This window comes from Leifsonia sp. 2MCAF36 (assembly GCF_052115525.1).
In the GTDB taxonomy this organism is placed as follows: Bacteria; Actinomycetota; Actinomycetes; order Actinomycetales; family Microbacteriaceae; genus Leifsonia.
The window spans coordinates 191,504-205,664 of the sequence record NZ_JBFRGV010000001.1 but is presented as its reverse complement, the minus strand read 5'-3'; the positions used below and the strand labels follow the sequence as shown (position 1 = coordinate 205,664).

20 protein-coding genes are annotated in these 14,161 nt (G+C 66.7%); 10 read left to right on the top strand and 10 right to left on the bottom strand.

Annotated elements, in window-relative coordinates; translation table 11 throughout:
* Window positions 1-82: 82 nt before the first annotated feature.
* Genes AB4079_RS00995 through AB4079_RS00980 form a run of 4 tightly spaced genes read left to right on the top strand, consistent with a single transcriptional unit; the run spans window position 83 to window position 2,912 of the window.
* A complete protein-coding gene (locus AB4079_RS00995; RefSeq protein ID WP_441785411.1) occupies window positions 83-1,162 on the top strand; it encodes an ABC transporter permease in 1,080 nt (359 codons plus the stop codon).
* A gap of 2 nt (window positions 1,163-1,164) precedes the next feature.
* Complete coding sequence (locus AB4079_RS00990) at window positions 1,165-1,959, top strand: ATP-binding cassette domain-containing protein (protein WP_441785894.1); 795 nt, start codon at window positions 1,165-1,167, stop codon at window positions 1,957-1,959.
* Window positions 1,952-2,248, top strand: coding sequence for a putative quinol monooxygenase (locus tag AB4079_RS00985; RefSeq protein ID WP_441785410.1), 297 nt, complete (start codon window positions 1,952-1,954; stop codon window positions 2,246-2,248). Before AB4079_RS00990 ends, AB4079_RS00985 begins: the two co-directional genes overlap by 8 nt.
* Window positions 2,249-2,300: 52 nt before the next feature.
* Window positions 2,301-2,912, top strand: coding sequence for a hypothetical protein (locus tag AB4079_RS00980; protein WP_441785409.1), 612 nt, complete (start codon window positions 2,301-2,303; stop codon window positions 2,910-2,912).
* 3 nt (window positions 2,913-2,915) lie between these two features.
* On the opposite strand, the gene AB4079_RS00975 is transcribed toward AB4079_RS00980, so the two are convergent.
* Window positions 2,916-3,296: a cupin domain-containing protein gene (locus AB4079_RS00975; RefSeq protein ID WP_441785408.1), complete on the bottom strand. Its 381-nt coding sequence runs from the start codon at window positions 3,294-3,296 to the stop codon at window positions 2,916-2,918.
* Window positions 3,297-3,306: 10 nt separating this feature from the next.
* Window positions 3,307-3,702 (bottom strand): DUF7882 family protein, encoded by a 396-nt coding sequence (locus tag AB4079_RS00970; RefSeq protein ID WP_441785407.1) that lies wholly within the window; start codon window positions 3,700-3,702, stop codon window positions 3,307-3,309.
* Between the two features lie 236 nt (window positions 3,703-3,938).
* On the opposite strand from AB4079_RS00970, the gene AB4079_RS00965 reads away from it, so the two are divergent.
* Window positions 3,939-4,205: a hypothetical protein gene (locus AB4079_RS00965; RefSeq protein ID WP_441785406.1), complete on the top strand. Its 267-nt coding sequence runs from the start codon at window positions 3,939-3,941 to the stop codon at window positions 4,203-4,205.
* A 37-nt stretch (window positions 4,206-4,242) separates the two neighbouring features.
* Here AB4079_RS00965 and AB4079_RS00960 read toward each other — a convergent pair whose 3' ends face one another.
* From AB4079_RS00960 to AB4079_RS00945, 4 genes are all read right to left on the bottom strand, one after another.
* The gene (locus tag AB4079_RS00960; RefSeq protein ID WP_441785405.1) at window positions 4,243-4,578 is read right to left on the bottom strand and encodes a hypothetical protein; all 336 of its coding nucleotides are present in this window, start codon (window positions 4,576-4,578) and stop codon (window positions 4,243-4,245) included.
* A gap of 76 nt (window positions 4,579-4,654) precedes the next feature.
* Window positions 4,655-6,043: an LLM class flavin-dependent oxidoreductase gene (locus tag AB4079_RS00955; protein WP_441785404.1), complete on the bottom strand. Its 1,389-nt coding sequence runs from the start codon at window positions 6,041-6,043 to the stop codon at window positions 4,655-4,657.
* Between the two features lie 80 nt (window positions 6,044-6,123).
* Window positions 6,124-6,351, bottom strand: coding sequence for an RNA-binding S4 domain-containing protein (locus AB4079_RS00950; RefSeq protein ID WP_441785403.1), 228 nt, complete (start codon window positions 6,349-6,351; stop codon window positions 6,124-6,126).
* Window positions 6,352-6,657: 306 nt separating this feature from the next.
* On the bottom strand, window positions 6,658-7,029 hold the full coding sequence (locus AB4079_RS00945; RefSeq protein WP_441785402.1) for a winged helix-turn-helix transcriptional regulator: 372 nt from the start codon (window positions 7,027-7,029) through the stop codon (window positions 6,658-6,660).
* Between the two features lie 90 nt (window positions 7,030-7,119).
* Between AB4079_RS00945 and AB4079_RS00940 the strand changes: the two genes are divergently transcribed.
* Both AB4079_RS00940 and AB4079_RS00935 read left to right on the top strand, forming a co-directional pair.
* Window positions 7,120-7,875 (top strand): SDR family oxidoreductase, encoded by a 756-nt coding sequence (locus tag AB4079_RS00940; RefSeq protein WP_441785401.1) that lies wholly within the window; start codon window positions 7,120-7,122, stop codon window positions 7,873-7,875.
* A 4-nt stretch (window positions 7,876-7,879) separates the two neighbouring features.
* On the top strand, window positions 7,880-8,275 hold the full coding sequence (locus AB4079_RS00935; RefSeq protein ID WP_441785400.1) for a RidA family protein: 396 nt from the start codon (window positions 7,880-7,882) through the stop codon (window positions 8,273-8,275).
* A 365-nt stretch (window positions 8,276-8,640) separates the two neighbouring features.
* Here AB4079_RS00935 and AB4079_RS00930 read toward each other — a convergent pair whose 3' ends face one another.
* From AB4079_RS00930 to AB4079_RS00920, 3 genes are read right to left on the bottom strand one after another with little or no spacing between them, the layout of a single operon-like run.
* Window positions 8,641-9,489, bottom strand: coding sequence for a transglutaminase family protein (locus tag AB4079_RS00930; RefSeq protein ID WP_441785399.1), 849 nt, complete (start codon window positions 9,487-9,489; stop codon window positions 8,641-8,643).
* Complete coding sequence (locus tag AB4079_RS00925) at window positions 9,486-10,412, bottom strand: alpha-E domain-containing protein (protein WP_441785398.1); 927 nt, start codon at window positions 10,410-10,412, stop codon at window positions 9,486-9,488. Before AB4079_RS00925 ends, AB4079_RS00930 begins: the two co-directional genes overlap by 4 nt.
* Window positions 10,406-12,091 (bottom strand): circularly permuted type 2 ATP-grasp protein, encoded by a 1,686-nt coding sequence (locus AB4079_RS00920; protein ID WP_441785397.1) that lies wholly within the window; start codon window positions 12,089-12,091, stop codon window positions 10,406-10,408. Before AB4079_RS00920 ends, AB4079_RS00925 begins: the two co-directional genes overlap by 7 nt.
* 85 nt (window positions 12,092-12,176) lie before the next feature.
* Between AB4079_RS00920 and AB4079_RS00915 the strand changes: the two genes are divergently transcribed.
* Window positions 12,177-12,689, top strand: coding sequence for a GNAT family N-acetyltransferase (locus tag AB4079_RS00915; RefSeq protein WP_441785396.1), 513 nt, complete (start codon window positions 12,177-12,179; stop codon window positions 12,687-12,689).
* Window positions 12,690-12,700: 11 nt separating this feature from the next.
* Window positions 12,701-12,829, top strand: a complete 129-nt coding sequence (locus tag AB4079_RS00910) for a hypothetical protein (RefSeq protein ID WP_441785395.1) — start codon at window positions 12,701-12,703, stop codon at window positions 12,827-12,829.
* Between the two features lie 302 nt (window positions 12,830-13,131).
* Here AB4079_RS00910 and AB4079_RS00905 read toward each other — a convergent pair whose 3' ends face one another.
* Window positions 13,132-13,728: a gamma carbonic anhydrase family protein gene (locus AB4079_RS00905; protein ID WP_441785394.1), complete on the bottom strand. Its 597-nt coding sequence runs from the start codon at window positions 13,726-13,728 to the stop codon at window positions 13,132-13,134.
* Window positions 13,729-13,817: 89 nt separating this feature from the next.
* Here AB4079_RS00905 and AB4079_RS00900 point away from each other — a divergent pair, with 89 nt between their 5' ends.
* Window positions 13,818-14,153 (top strand): hypothetical protein, encoded by a 336-nt coding sequence (locus AB4079_RS00900; protein WP_441785393.1) that lies wholly within the window; start codon window positions 13,818-13,820, stop codon window positions 14,151-14,153.
* Window positions 14,154-14,161: the final 8 nt, after the last annotated feature.

Genomic DNA, 14,161 nt, shown 5'->3' with positions numbered 1-14,161 from the left:
CGACCACCCCTCGGAAGAGGATCGGACTAGCGTGGTTTCACCAGCCATCGCACCGAACAGAGAAGTTCAGGAGCAACAGATCGTGAGTCATCAAACCACGGGTAAGACCGAAGCGCAGACCACGCCGGCCGCGCAGACGAGCCCTCCGACATCGGAGCTGGACCTCGCCCAGGAGTTCCTCCACCGGACGACGCCGCTCACCCGGGTGCGGGGACTGCTTCACCGCTACCCGGCCCTGAGCCCAGCGATCGTCCTGGTGCTCTCCGTGATCGTCTTCGGCGTGATCAACCCGCGGTTCCTCAACCCGGGCAACCTCTCGCTGATCACGCAGCAGGTCGCGGTGGTCGGCACCATCGGCATCGCCCAGACGCTGATCATCCTCACCTCCGGCATCGACCTCTCCGTCGGTGCGGCGACCACCCTCGCCGGTCTCGTCATCGCGCAGACCGCGGCGAACAACCACGTGCCCTGGCCGCTGAGCCTGCTCCTCGGCCTGATCGCCGGCATCGCGACCGGATTGCTCAACGGCCTCCTGGTGACGCGTCTGAAGCTGCCGCCGTTCATCGTCACCCTCGGCACGCTGAGCATCTTCACCGCCGTCCTGCTGTTGTACTCGAACAGCGCGTCCGTGCAGGGCCAGAACCTACCCGGGATGATCACCGCCCTGGGCAACACCTTCAATGTCGGTGGCGTGCAGATCACGTACGGCGTCGTGGTGATGGTCATCCTCTACGCGATCGTCGCGACCATCCTCGGCCGGACCGCCTGGGGTCGTCACGTCTACGCGGTCGGTGACGACGCTGAGGCGGCCCGCCTCGCCGGTATCCGGGTCAACCGGGTCCTGTTGAGCGTCTACCTGGCAGCCGGTGCGATCCTCGCGGTCGGCGCCTGGGTGCTGATCGGACGCGTGGACGGCATCGGCCCGAACGACGCCGTCTCGACCAACCTCGAGTCGATCACCGCTGTGGTGATCGGCGGCACCAGCCTCTTCGGCGGACGAGGAACCGTCTGGGGCACCCTGCTCGGAGCCCTCATCGTCGGCGTCTTCGAGGAAGGCCTGGCCGTCGCCGGGCTGGACGTGCTCTACCAGGTGCTCGCAGTGGGCATCCTCGTCATCGTCGCCGTCGCGGTCGACCAGTGGATTCGGAAGGTACGAAAGTGACTATCGCAACGGACAACCCGTCCTCGGCTCCCGTGGAGACCCGCACGCCCGTGCTGCAGGCCCGTCGTCTGGTGAAGACGTTCGGACGTGTCGTCGGCCTGGACGGTGTCAGCCTCGAGCTCTACCCCGGCGAGGTGCTCGCGGTCATCGGCGACAACGGTGCAGGCAAGTCCACTCTGATCAAGTGCCTCACCGGCGCGGAGATCCCGGACGAGGGCGAGATCCTGCTCGACGGGCACCCGATTCATTTCCGCCGCCCCCAGGACGCCCGCATCGCCGGCATCGAGACCGTCTACCAGAACCTGGCGGTCTCCCCGGCGCTGGACGTCGCGTCCAACCTGTTCCTGGGTCGCGAGCTGCGACGCGCGGGCGTGCTCGGCTCCGTGTTCCGGATCATGGACACCAAGAAGATGCGCAAGCAGGCGAAGGACGAGCTCACCACTCTGGGCATCACGACGCTTCAGGATGTCAGCGTGCCGGTGGAGAACCTCTCCGGCGGCCAGCGCCAGGCGGTCGCGGTCGCCCGTGCGGCAGCATTCGGCTCCAAGGTCGTCGTGCTCGACGAGCCGACTGCGGCTCTCGGTGTGCGCGAGTCCAAGCAGGTGCTGGAGCTCGTGAAGAACCTGCGCGACCGCGGCATCCCGGTGATCCTGATCAGCCACAACATGCCGCACGTGTTCGAGGTCGCCGACCGCATCCACATCCAGCGCCTCGGCAAGCGCGCGGCCACCATCACGCCCCAGTCGCACTCGATGACGGACGCGGTGGCCATCATGACAGGAGCCAAGCTTGGCTGAGACCAAGACGCTCTACGCCGAGTTCACCGCCCGGCCCGGTCACGAGGAGGAGGTTCACCGTCTCGTGACCGGCCTGGCGGAGAAGGTCCGGCAGGAACCGGGGAACGTGGCGTTCATCGCTCACCGGCTCACGGACGACCCCGCCGCGTTCTTCGTCTACGAGGAGTACACGGACGCCGACGCCTTCGCGGCGCACATGAGTGCACAGCACGGTGTCGCCTTCAACACCGAGCTGGCCTCGCACATCGTCGAGGACGGCTCCCGGCTCACCTGGCTCGATCGGATCTGACCCGGGCTGGACGGACCGGTGGAGAGGACCTGCGGGCGGAAGGAGCGAGGCCATGCCCTTCTTCCGTCCGCGGCATTTCTTCCGCCCGAGGCCGCCACGCGTCCCGATGCGCCCCTTCGACGAGGCGCGCCTGCCGCCGACGGAGCCCATCAGCCCCGACCGCGCTCTGGAAGAGGGTCTGCTGCTGGCGGATTTCGCGGTTCGGATGACCGTCCGTAACTCCATCATCACCGACATGCTGAGCGCGACCGATGCGGCCTTCACGCCGGCCCTCTTCGTCGGGGTCGCCCGGGATGCCCTCCTGGCACTCTCCGACGAAGCTGGCGCAGCGGAAGCGCGCCTGGCCGCCGAGCATCGGTTGGCGACGGTGCTCGAGGGCGAGCCGGAGCACTCCCACGACTACCGCCCGGTCGATGCGGGCAACCTGAGCCGCAGGCAGTCGCTGGCGCACTCGACGGCCGAGGCGCTCAGGCGGCAGGCGTCCGACGAACGGTTCCTGTTGGATGTCGTCGAACGCGCCCGTGCGGAGGCCTGGGGCGAGATCTCCCGCGAGATCGAGCTCCGCATCGACCGCGCCTGGGCCGATCCCGACCCCGCCGGACGGAGCGAGCGACTCGCCGGACTCCGCGCCGAGCTCCGCAGGCTGGTCGACGGCGACGACTGAGGCCTACAGCTCAGACAGTTGTTCGTCGATCGGCACGGAACGCTCGTGCTTCACATCTCCGGTATGGGACGTGGTCACCGTCTCGATGAGCACGATCTCCACTTCCTGCTCGGCGATCGGGTTGTGCCGGACACCCCGGGGGACGACGTAGAACTGCCCCGGCCCGATCCGCACCTCGGCGTCGCCCTCGAGTTGGATGCGCAAGGTTCCGGACACGACGAGGAACAGCTCGTCCTCGTTCTCGTGGGTGTGCCAGACGAACTCGCCGAGGAGTTTCGCGACCTTCACGTACTGGTCGTTGACCCGCCCGACGACGCGAGGCGTCCAATGTTCCGTGACGCCGGCGAGCGCCGCGGCGATGTCCGTGGGAGCGATTCCTGTCATGGCTCCCAGGCTACGTCCGCGCGTAGCCCTCGAAGGGCGCGTCGACGGTGCGTGCGGTCTCGGGGCGGCTCTCCGCTTGATCGCACCCGGGTTCGGGTGCGCGCTCGCCGTCAAGTCGCGGCTCGGGCAGCACGACGAGACCGCGTGAACTCTCGGCGGACTCGGCGAGCTGTTGCAGCCACTCCCGGTTGATGGACGGCGTGCGCGACGTCGAGAAGTGGAAGCGGAGGTTGCTGGCGGGGTGCAGCCAGACGCAGTTCCGGCCACCGCCGCCGGCCTCGGTGTCCTTCCACGAGAACGCGAAGCTGTGCCCGTGGCGAAGCCGGTTGATGATGACGATGTGCAGGTGCGCGAGCGTTCGATCGTCGAACTCTGTCTCGCGACCGTCCAGGCTGAGATAGCCCATGCGAAGTCCCCTCCTCGGTATGTCCGGAAGGGGGCAAAGAATCGGTGCCAACGAGGCTTCACGTCAACCGGAGGGTTACCGCAAGCATGATCCTGTTCGCGAAGGAAAGCCAGATACACCGACACATTGCCAGTCTTCGACTTTCCTGCGGACGTCCACCTCTCCCGCTGGCTCGCTGGGATCGCGAGCGTATAGTGAGCGGTTCAAGGAACGCAGCCGGTGCGAGGGGATTTTAGATGGCCTTTCTCGCCTACGTCGACGGAATCCGCTATCCGATGTCCGATCAGGATGTGGACTCTTTCGAGCGGGCCGTTGTCGCCGCGCTCCGCTCCGGCGGCGACTTCGTGGCCGTCACGAGCATCCATCGGGGGACGGTGCGCATCCTGATCACCTCCGGTTCGACGGTGCGCATCGAAAAGCTGCCCGAAGTCGACGAGAGCGAACAGAACGGCGACGAGCGCGACGAGTTCTTCGACTTCGCGTTCTACGACTACGAGCCGTGATGCAGTGCTTCGAAAGCCGTTGCACCGTTGCGACGATTCAGTTCGCGGAGAAGGTAACTTCTTCGGTCACGCCGCCTTCATCAGCCGGCGCTCCGTAAATACGAATGTGTCGCTTGAGCGGGACGTACTCGGAGTCGCCCCGAACGGCATGATCCGTGTACTCGACAAACACTTCGAAAGTGCCGTCCAGGGAAGTTCGTTCGCGAGCCCACTCAATGACTGATAGAGCGTCAGTCGCGTCCGAGATCTCCCATTCGTCTACGAACCAAGAACGTTGAGTGGCGGCCGGTGGAGTCCATAACCGGACCCAGAAAGTCGATCTGCCGTCGACGATCTGCGGAACCTCACCGCTCGCGATAAAACTGGCCTGCATGTGGCGAGCGTATCCAGAACCGAAGTTCTTCACGAGGGTCGATGCCCCACAGATCCCCAGGTTCCGCGGGTCGGGGTCAGCCGTTCGCAGGTACGGTGGCGCCGACCTTGTAGCGGGCACCGCGGTGCGTGTCCGGGAGGCGGTCGCCTGCGCCGTGCAGCTTGTTGCGGAGCGTTCCGGGCGCGTACTCCTCCGGGTAGGCGCCGCGTTTGCGCAGCTCCGGGATGACGAACTCCACGATGTCTTCGAAGGTGCCCGGTGTGATCGCGTACGCGAGGTTGAACCCGTCGACGTCGGTCTCCTCGACCCACTCCTGCAGCCGGTCGGCGATCTCGGCGCCCGAGCCGACGATGAACGGCCCCAGGCCGCCGATCGCCCCGTTGCGTCCGATGTCGCGCACCGTCCACTGCCCGCCGTCCGCGTTCGGGAGCTGGAAGTTGGCCACCGCCGACTGAATGGCGTTGCTTTGCACGTTGCCGATGGGCTCGTCCAGGTCGTACTGCGACAGGTCCACGCCCATCCAGCCGGACATGAACACCAGCGCGCCCTCGTCGCTCGTGTACTGCAGGAAGTCCTCGAACTTCGCCTGCGCCTTCTCGCTGGTCTCGTCGGTGATGACCGTCAGCAGCGTGTAGATGCGCGCCGAGTAGCGGTCGCGGCCGGCCGCCTCGAGCGCATCCCGGAGCTTGCTGACGGTGGCCTTGAGGCCTTCCTTCGTCGATGCGGCAACGAAGATCGCCTCGGCGTTCTCGGCCGCGAACGAGATGCCGCGCTTGGAGGCGCCCGCCTGGTAGATCACGGGCGTGCGCTGCGGGCTCGGCTCGGAGAGGTGGATGCCCGGCACGGTGAAGTGCTTGCCGGTGTGGCCGATCTCGTGCACCTTCGACGGGTCCGTGAAGACGCCGCTCTCGCGGTCGCGCACGACGGCGTCGTCCTCCCAGGAGCCCTCCCACAGCTTGTAGAGCACCTCCAGGTACTCGTCGGCGTGGTCGTAGCGGTCGTCGTGCTGCAGCTGGTCATCGTGTCCCATGTTGCGCGCGGCGGAGGGCAGGTACCCGGTGACCACGTTCCAGCCGACCCGGCCGTTGGTCAGGTGGTCGAGCGTCGACATCCGGCGGGCGAACGGGTAGGGGTGCTCGTAGGCGGTGCCGGCGGTGATCCCGAAGCCGAGGTTGTCGGTGACGAGGGCCATCGCCGAGACGAGCAGGAGCGGGTCGTTCACCGGAACCTGCGCGCCGTGGCGGATCGCGGCCTCGTTGTTGCCGCCGTACACGTCGTACGTGCCGAGCACGTCCGCGATGAAGATGCCGTCGAAGGTGCCGCGCTCCAGCAGCTTGGCCAGCTCGGTCCAGTAGGTGAGGTCCTTGTAGCGCCACGACTGGTCGTCCGGGTGCCGCCACAGGCCGGACGACTGGTGGGCGACGCAGTTCATGTCGAACGCATTGAAACGGATCTGCCGGGTCATCGCACCAGGATGCGGCACGGCTACGCCGGCGCGCATCCCTACCGTCACGTTCCGTAATCGAGGGCGGTGGCGGCCCACGCTCAGGGGCGGACGTGAACTCTGCGCCCGTCGAAGCTGACGATGTCCCCCACCTGCAGCTGCCGCCCGCGTCGGCGATCGACCTCGCCGTTCACGGCCACAAGGCCGTCGAGGATGGCCTCTTTCACGTCTCCGCCGGAGTCGAGGAGCCCAGCGAACTTCAGGAACTGGCCGAGGCGGATGACCTCGCCACCGATCGGGACATCGTCGATCGGAGCCGGATTCGTCATCCCCGAATGCTAGTCCACCAGGCGCCGGCCACGGCGAGTGGCGGACCTAGCGTGCGGATGGGGCAACTGTCACGAATCGCGAAAGCCTCTTGCCTGGCTCCTCTTGGCCGAAGCCGTTCCTGTCGAACATGAATCGCGTCCCGTCAGCTGTCTGCAAGGTCACCTTCTCTCCGGAATCGAACAGTGGGCCACTGCGGGATGGTGGTCTCAACCGGTCGATGCACCGTTCGGGAAGGATTGATCCGGAGGTGTAGCTTTCTTGAACTTCGCCCACGAGAGGACCGTTCCGAACGTGCGCCACTGTACCTAGGTGAGCTGACGAGCGCGGGCGTCGAGGACCGCTCCGTAGTTGCTCTCGGCCCATGCTTTTACGGCGGCGATCGGCTCGAGCAGGGACCGGCCGAGGTCGGTGAGCTGATATTCGACCTTGGGTGGGACGACGGCGTAGACGGTGCGCTCCACGATCCCGTCGCGCTCGAGGGCGCGCAGCGACTGCGTGAGGACTTTTGGGGTCACCTCGCCGATGCGGTCTCGAAGCTCCGAGAAGCGGTGCACGCCGGAGCTCAGGGCGATGACGATCAGAATCGTCCACTTGTCGCCGAGGCGGCTCAGCACCAGCCGGGACGGGCACTCCCGATCGAACACATCGCCCTGCAGCCAGTTTCCTTTAGTTTCCACTAGGTATCTATAGCACGTTGAAGTACCCAGTATCAATTGGATACTGTCCAATGGGCGCCACTCGGGCGCCCATCGTCAGAAGGAAGACACATGAAGACAAGCGGCAACACCATCTTGATCACTGGCGGCACTTCGGGCATCGGGCTCGGCTTGGCCCGGACGTTCCACGAGCAGGGTAATCAGGTGATTGTGGCCGGCCGCCGTCAGGAGCTGCTCGACGAGGTCGCCGCCGAGCACCCTGGCATCGACACGATCGCGTTGGACATCGCGGATCCGGAGTCGATCGCTCGCGCCCGTGAGGCGGTGGCGACCCGCCATCCGCAGCTGAACGTCCTGATCAACAACGCCGGCATCCAGCTCCCGGAGAGCCTCCTGGACCCCGGCTCACTGGAGGTTGCCGAGGACACCATCGCCACCAACCTGCTCGGCACGATCCGGATGGTCTACGCGTTCCTGCCGCTGTTGGTCGACCAGAGCGACGCGGTGGTCATCAACGTCTCCTCCGCGCTGGCGTTCGTCCCGTTCCCGATCACCCCGACCTACAACGCGACCAAGGCCGCGCTGCACTCCTTCAGCGAGAGCCTGCGCGTGCAGGTCGCCGCCGCCGGCGTCCAGGTGATCGAGCTGGTGCCCCCGGGCGTACGCACGACCCTGATGGGCCAGCAGGACAGCGAGGACGCCATGCCGCTGGCGGACTTCCTCACCGAGGCCATGGACCTCCTGGCCGCCGAGCCTGACGCCAAGGAGATCGTCGTCGAGCGCGCCCGGTTCATCCGCGACGCCCAAGCCAACGGCAACTACGACGACCTCCTGGCCATGTTCAGCGGCGCCGAAGCCGGACGCTGACGCCATGGAGAAGCAGATCATCAACCCTTGGAGCTGGCAAGACCGATTCGGGTTGATCCAGGCGAACAAAGTCACGGGTGCCGAGCAGGTCCTCTACTGCTCCGGCCAAACCTCCGTCGACGAGGATGGAAATCCCATCAATGTCGGCCAAATGCAGGAACAGGCGCTACAGGCGATCGCCAACCTCGAGACCGTTCTCCGCGAGGCAGGCTTCGAGCTGGCCGACATCGTCCAAGTGACGACCTACGTCACCGACGTCGACGCGTACCTGCAAGCGGCACCCGCGGTCGGAGCGCGCCTGGGCGAAGCCGGCGTCAAGCGGGCCGCGAGCTTGATCGGCGTGGCGAGGCTCGCGCTCCCCGAGCTGCTCGTCGAGATCCACGCGACAGCAGCGAGGTGACCCACGACCGATCGAGCATCAGACCTGCAGGCCGTCACCGTGCTCGTTGAACAACGGCGCCCGGCGCGCTCACTCTCGACGCGAAGGCCAAACACCATACGGCCAGAAGCCAGCTGCCCTGGCTCCGATGCGTCAGCTGCCACCAGGGGTCGCGGTGGGAGGACCGCCTCATCCTGACCGCGGAACATGCGCACACAGCCCACCCAAAAGCCGAACACGCCAACGAGCGAGACCAGCTGAGCGATATCCGGGTCGATACTCGGCCCGGTTATCGGGTTGTCGAACACGTAGTCATAGAAGAGCCCTGGGGGCGGCGAGTTGGGCGACTTCGAACCCCATCGTCTGAGTGAAACACGATTCCCGGCTCACGACTCCCGGGTGATGGACACCGACACGAACAGCTCGGACCCTGCGGTCCCGGCGTACACCCCGCGCAGGGGCGCGACGTCGGTGTAGTCGCGGCCGTGGCCGACCCGCACATGCCGATCCCCGATGGGGATGCCGTTGGTCGGATCGTAACCATGCCAGGTTCCGCAGAACCATTCCACCCAGGCGTGCGATTCGCCCGCCACCGTCTCGCCGATCGCAGCGTCGTCCCGTGGATGCAGGTACCCGGAGACGTAGCGGGCCGGCAGCCCGGCCGACCGCAACGCACCGACCGCCACGTGCGCGATGTCCTGACACACGCCCTTGCGCGATCCCCACGCGTCGGCGGCCGTCGAGCTCACGCCCGTCACTCCGCTCACATACTCCATCGCATCGCCGACCTCTTCGCAGATGCGCAAGCCCGTCGCGCACGGGTCGTCGCCGGCCGTTTCCCTGGCAGCCGCGGCGAGCTCCACCACGGATGGCGGTGGTGCTGTCAGCGGGGTCTGCCACAGCTGCTGCATGTGCTCGCCCGAGCGCTGCACGACCGCTTCCAGCTCCGCGCGGTCCAATCCGCTGTCGGGATGCGGCTCCTCCCGCACCTCCACAAGGCTGCTCGCCGTTATCGTCAATTCTTTGTGGGGTGCGAGCACGTCGAACGCGAGAACGCGGGTGCCCCAGTAGTCCGTGTACTGGTGATGGGAGGACACCGGCTGCACGTCGAGGTTCGCATGGAGCACCAGTTGCCGGACGCCCGACACCGGGAGCATTCTCGCTTCGTTGTGGGACGCGGTGACTTCGCCGCCGTAGCGGAAGCCGGTTGCATGGACGATCCTCAACCGTTTCATCGTGCGTCTCCCATCCAGCTGGGTGCCACGTTCTCGGGGAAGTACCGGCGGCGGATGGCCTCGGTGGCCGCGCTCGTCGCTTCCTGGATCGACGACATGTGCGCTGGGAGGTCGTCGAGAACCTCGGCGACGGGGCGGAACTCCAGCTCGCTCTGGATCTGCCCAAGCAGCCGGAGCGCACGGTCGGAGACACCCGCCCGCTCCAGCCGCGGTTCGAGGTCGCGGAGACTCTCGGCAGCCCGGGTGACCGAGAAGAGGATCGACCGCGGGAACAGACGGTCGTGCAGTACGAACTCCGCCGCATTCCGCGCCGAAGGAACCCCGCGGTAGGTGCGGAGGTAGGCCTCGTACGCACCGCAGGAGCGCAGGATGGTCGTCCAGCTGGGCCCACTCGCCTCGGTGAGAGATCGAGTCGCCAGCAGCCGCGCGGTCATGTCCGCGCGTTCCAGGCTGCGACCCAGGGTGAAGAAGTGCCACGCGTCGTCACGGCTCGCACCGGAATCCATGATGCCGACGGCAAGTGCGGTGCGATCGCGCACCCAGTTGAAGAACTCGTGTACCTTGTCGCTGGTCACCTTGCGCGGCATCCTCGCCGCGGTGGTGTTGAGGCACTCCCACATCTCGGTGGAGACGATCTCCCGAGCCCGGCGCGCGTTCTCGCGGGCAGCGCTGAGCGAGTAGACGATCGAGGCAGGCGCCGTGCGGTCGACCGCGAGGATGCGCAGCACGTCCTCACGTGCGAGCACCCCGTCCGGGGCGTCACTGCCCATGACTCCGAGCAGGGACCGGCAGGCGGTGTCCTCGTCGATCCACGGATCCTCGAGCAGTAGTTGCAGGTGCACGTCGAGGATGCGTGCGGTGCCGTCGCTGCGCTCGATGTACCGGCCGATCCAGAACAGGCTTGACGCGATTCGGCTCAGCATGGCCCCTCCTCCTCGCCCGTCGGCGAGGTCGGCGGGCTCGACTGTTGTTGTTGTTGCTGTTGCTGCTGGTCACTGCGCGGTGCATCCTGCTCCGAATGGTCCGGCGCGTGCTGGGTGCCGTAGGAGGCCAGCGACGTCGCCGCCTGGTCGGCCACGAGACCCGACACCCCGCGGGATTCGGCATCCGGATCGTGCGGCGAGCCGGTCATCCCCACCACCCAGGTGTCTTTGGAACCGCCGCCCTGGCTGCTGTTGACCACGAGACGGCCCTCCCCGAGCGCCACCCTGGTGAGGCCGCCGGGGAGGACCCACACGTCCCGGCCGTCGTTGACGGCGAACGGACGCAGGTCGACGTGGCGTGGGCGCATGCCCTCCTCCACCAGGGTCGGGATGGTCGACAACTGCACGACGGGTTGCGCGATCCAGCCGCGCGGATCGTCGACCAGCCGGGCGCGCAACTCCGCGAGCTCGCTCTTCGACGCATCCGGTCCGATCACGAGCCCTTTGCCGCCGGAACCGTCGACCGGTTTGATGACGAGCTCGTCGAGCCGGTCGAGCACCTCCTCGAGCGCCTCAGGCTCCTCCAGCCGCCAGGTGTCCACGTTGGGCAGCAACGGCTCCTCCGCCAGGTAATAGCGGATGAGGTCGGGAAGGTAGGTGTACACGAGCTTGTCGTCCGCAACGCCGTTGCCGATGGCGTTCGCGATCGTCACGTTGCCGAGACGCGCGGCCAGCATCAGCCCAGGGGTCCCGAGCACGGAGTCGACCCGGAACTGGAGTGGATCGATGAACTCATCGTCGATGCGGCGATAGATCACGTCGACGCGCTGTGGGCCGGAGGTCGTGCGCATCCACACCTTGCCGCCCGAGCAGAACAGGTCGCGCCCCTCCACGAGCTCGACGCCCATCAGCCGGGCCAACAGCGTGTGCTCGAAATAGGCCGAGTTGTAGACACCTGGGGTCAGCACCACCACGTTCGGCGACTCCATGCCGCCGGGCGCGCTCGCCTTCAACGCTTGCAGCAGCCGGTACGGGTAGTCGCCGACCGGGCGGACGCGCATGGAGGTGAAGAGCTCGGGCAGGGTCTGCGCCATCACCCGGCGGTTCGAGATCACGTAGCTCACGCCGCTCGGAACGCGGACGTTGTCTTCGAGCACGCGCCACTGTCCGCGTTCATCCCGGATCAAATCGATGCCCGACACCTGGATGCGCACTCCGTTGGCGCTCTCGATGCCCGCTGCCGCTCGATGGAAGTGTGCCGACGACGTGATCAGGCCGGCCGGTATGACGCCGTCGCGCACCGCATTCTGCGGACCGTAGACGTCGCTCAGAAAGGCCTCGAGCGCCAGGACCCGCTGCTTGATACCCGCCTCGACGCGCCGCCACTCCTCCTGCTCGATGACCCGGGGCACGACGTCCAGCGGAAACGGCCGCTCCTCGCCGGCGAAGTCGAACGTGACCCCTTGCGCCAGGTAGGAGCTGGCCAACGCGTCCGTTCGGCCCCTCAGGTCCTCCTGCGTCAGTGCGGCGAGTGCGGCGAACAGTTCGCGGTACGGCGCTCGGGTGTGCTCGGCCGATACAGCCTTCGTGTGCCCCGAGAACATCTCGTCCCAGGCCTGCCCGCGCCCACGGCGCCGCTTGCCTGCCAGCACCCGGTACCCGCCGAACAGATCACCCATTCGCTGACAGTACCCAGCCCGGATTTCGACCGCGTTTCCGTCCGGTAACCGGCAATATGGGCGCATTGGTGCGAGAGCATGAGTCATGACCTACTCGCCGGTGACGAACGACGATGTGGATGAATTGCGCGCCTTTCTGAGCCAAGCCGACCTGACCATTGCCGGGCTCGAGTCGCCTGCCGTCCGAGTCTGGGTGGATCGCGGACCTGACGGCAGCATCATCGGCAGCACCGGTTTCGAGCTCAGCGCCGACGGCGCGAACGCCTTGATTCGAAGCGTCGCGGTCACCAGCACACGGAGGACCGCCGGGGAGGGCACTGACCTCGCGAGGTTCGCGCTTGAGGAAGCAGCTCGATCGGGCGCGACGCGAGCATGGCTGTTCTCGCGTCGATCGGGCCCGTTCTGGCAGAAGCTCGGATTCTCACTGGCCGACCGCGACGCGCTCGCGGCCGTGCTCCCGGATACGCAACAGGTGCGCCTCTTCACGGAAACGGGCCAGCTCGAACGGGAAGTCGCCTGGGCGCGCGACCTCGACGACATCGCGGGGCGTTCCGTGCGGGTCGGACAGTCCGGCCCTGCGGAGATGACATGTCGTTAGGGTGATGACCCATGGACGTGCTTATTCTCGCTTCGATCGTTGTGGTCGTGCTGGCCGGGATCAGCACTTTGGCCTACCTCCGCAGGATCGCGTCGGCAACGGAGTCCGCCTCCGTCGGACATTCGGCCACCGACGGGTAGGCTGCCGCCCGCCTCCGTCGGAGGTTCGGCCATGTTCGCGTCAGGATCTCCGACCTACCGCGGCCCGTCGGAGATTCCGGCACCCATCTCCGACGATAGCCGCTCGATCTCCGACCGAGGCAACTGTCGGCGGCCCACGAGGGGGTAGGCTGCCGCCCGCCTCGGTCGGAGGTTCGGCCACGTGTGCGTCCGAACCTCCGACCTACCTCGGCCCGTCGGAGATTCCGACCCCCATCTCCGCCAACAGCCGCGCCGGATCTCGGTCCGTGGCGACGCTCGGCGGCCTACGAACGCGCAGGCTGTTAGCCCTCGATGATCTGGTCCTCTGAATGTGCGCCGTAGTACTCCGACTGCTGCCGCATGAGATCCCTCATCGGCACGTCCGGTCCGGCCCCGTAGACGGTTCCCCTGAAGTCGAGCTCCCGCTGAATCGCCCAGATCTCCTCATGACGTTCCGGCGAGAGGATCGAGGCAGGGTCACCGACCGCAACCCATCCGATCGGAACGACGGCACCCGCCTCCACCACCGTGTTGACCTGGACGACGCCATTGATGCGGACCTCGGCTCCCTGGCCGACGCGGCTACCGGGAAAGAGAGAAGCGCCGGTTGCGATGAACGCTTCGTCACCCACAGCGCTCCCGTTGACGTGGGCGTGGGGGCCGATCATGACGGCAGCGCCGATGTGGGCAGGGTGTCCGGATCGTCCCCGGATCAGTGCGTGCTCCATAACGATGGTGTTCTCGCCGATGGTGACTTCGCCATCCTCGGCAGTGATCACCGCCCCGTGCAGGATCCGGCATCCCGGCGCGATCCGAACGTTCCCCACGATGACGGCGGACGGCGCCACGTAGGCAGTCGCGTCGATCGACGGCTCTTCATTGCGGTGTCTCATGAGCATCAGGTCGCTCCAATCATCGGTCTCACCATAGTGACGACGTGGATTCGACGGGTCTTTCGGGAGCAGCGCGTCCGGCGTAGCGTTTCCGCATGCCACACGCGATGGAGGGCAAGCATTCTCAGCTTGCCGGTGATCTCCGGTCGAGGGTGGAGAATACCGGCACCCTCGATCCGAAGCTCCGCCTCGCCATCCTGGCCCGAGCCTCCGGCGGCCCGGCATTGGCCGTACCGTATGACGCGCTCGCCGAGCAGATCGCTGACCAATCGTTCCGTGTCACGAACGCACAGGTTCAGGCGGTGCTGCTGGAGACGGGCTCCGAAAAGGACGCGTTCGAAGTCGTCCTCACCGTAGCCGTCGCTGCGGGCCTGCGGCGTTGGGAGGCCGCCCAGAAGGCGATCGAAGAAGCCGATCATGCGGCTACCTGAAGTGGAGC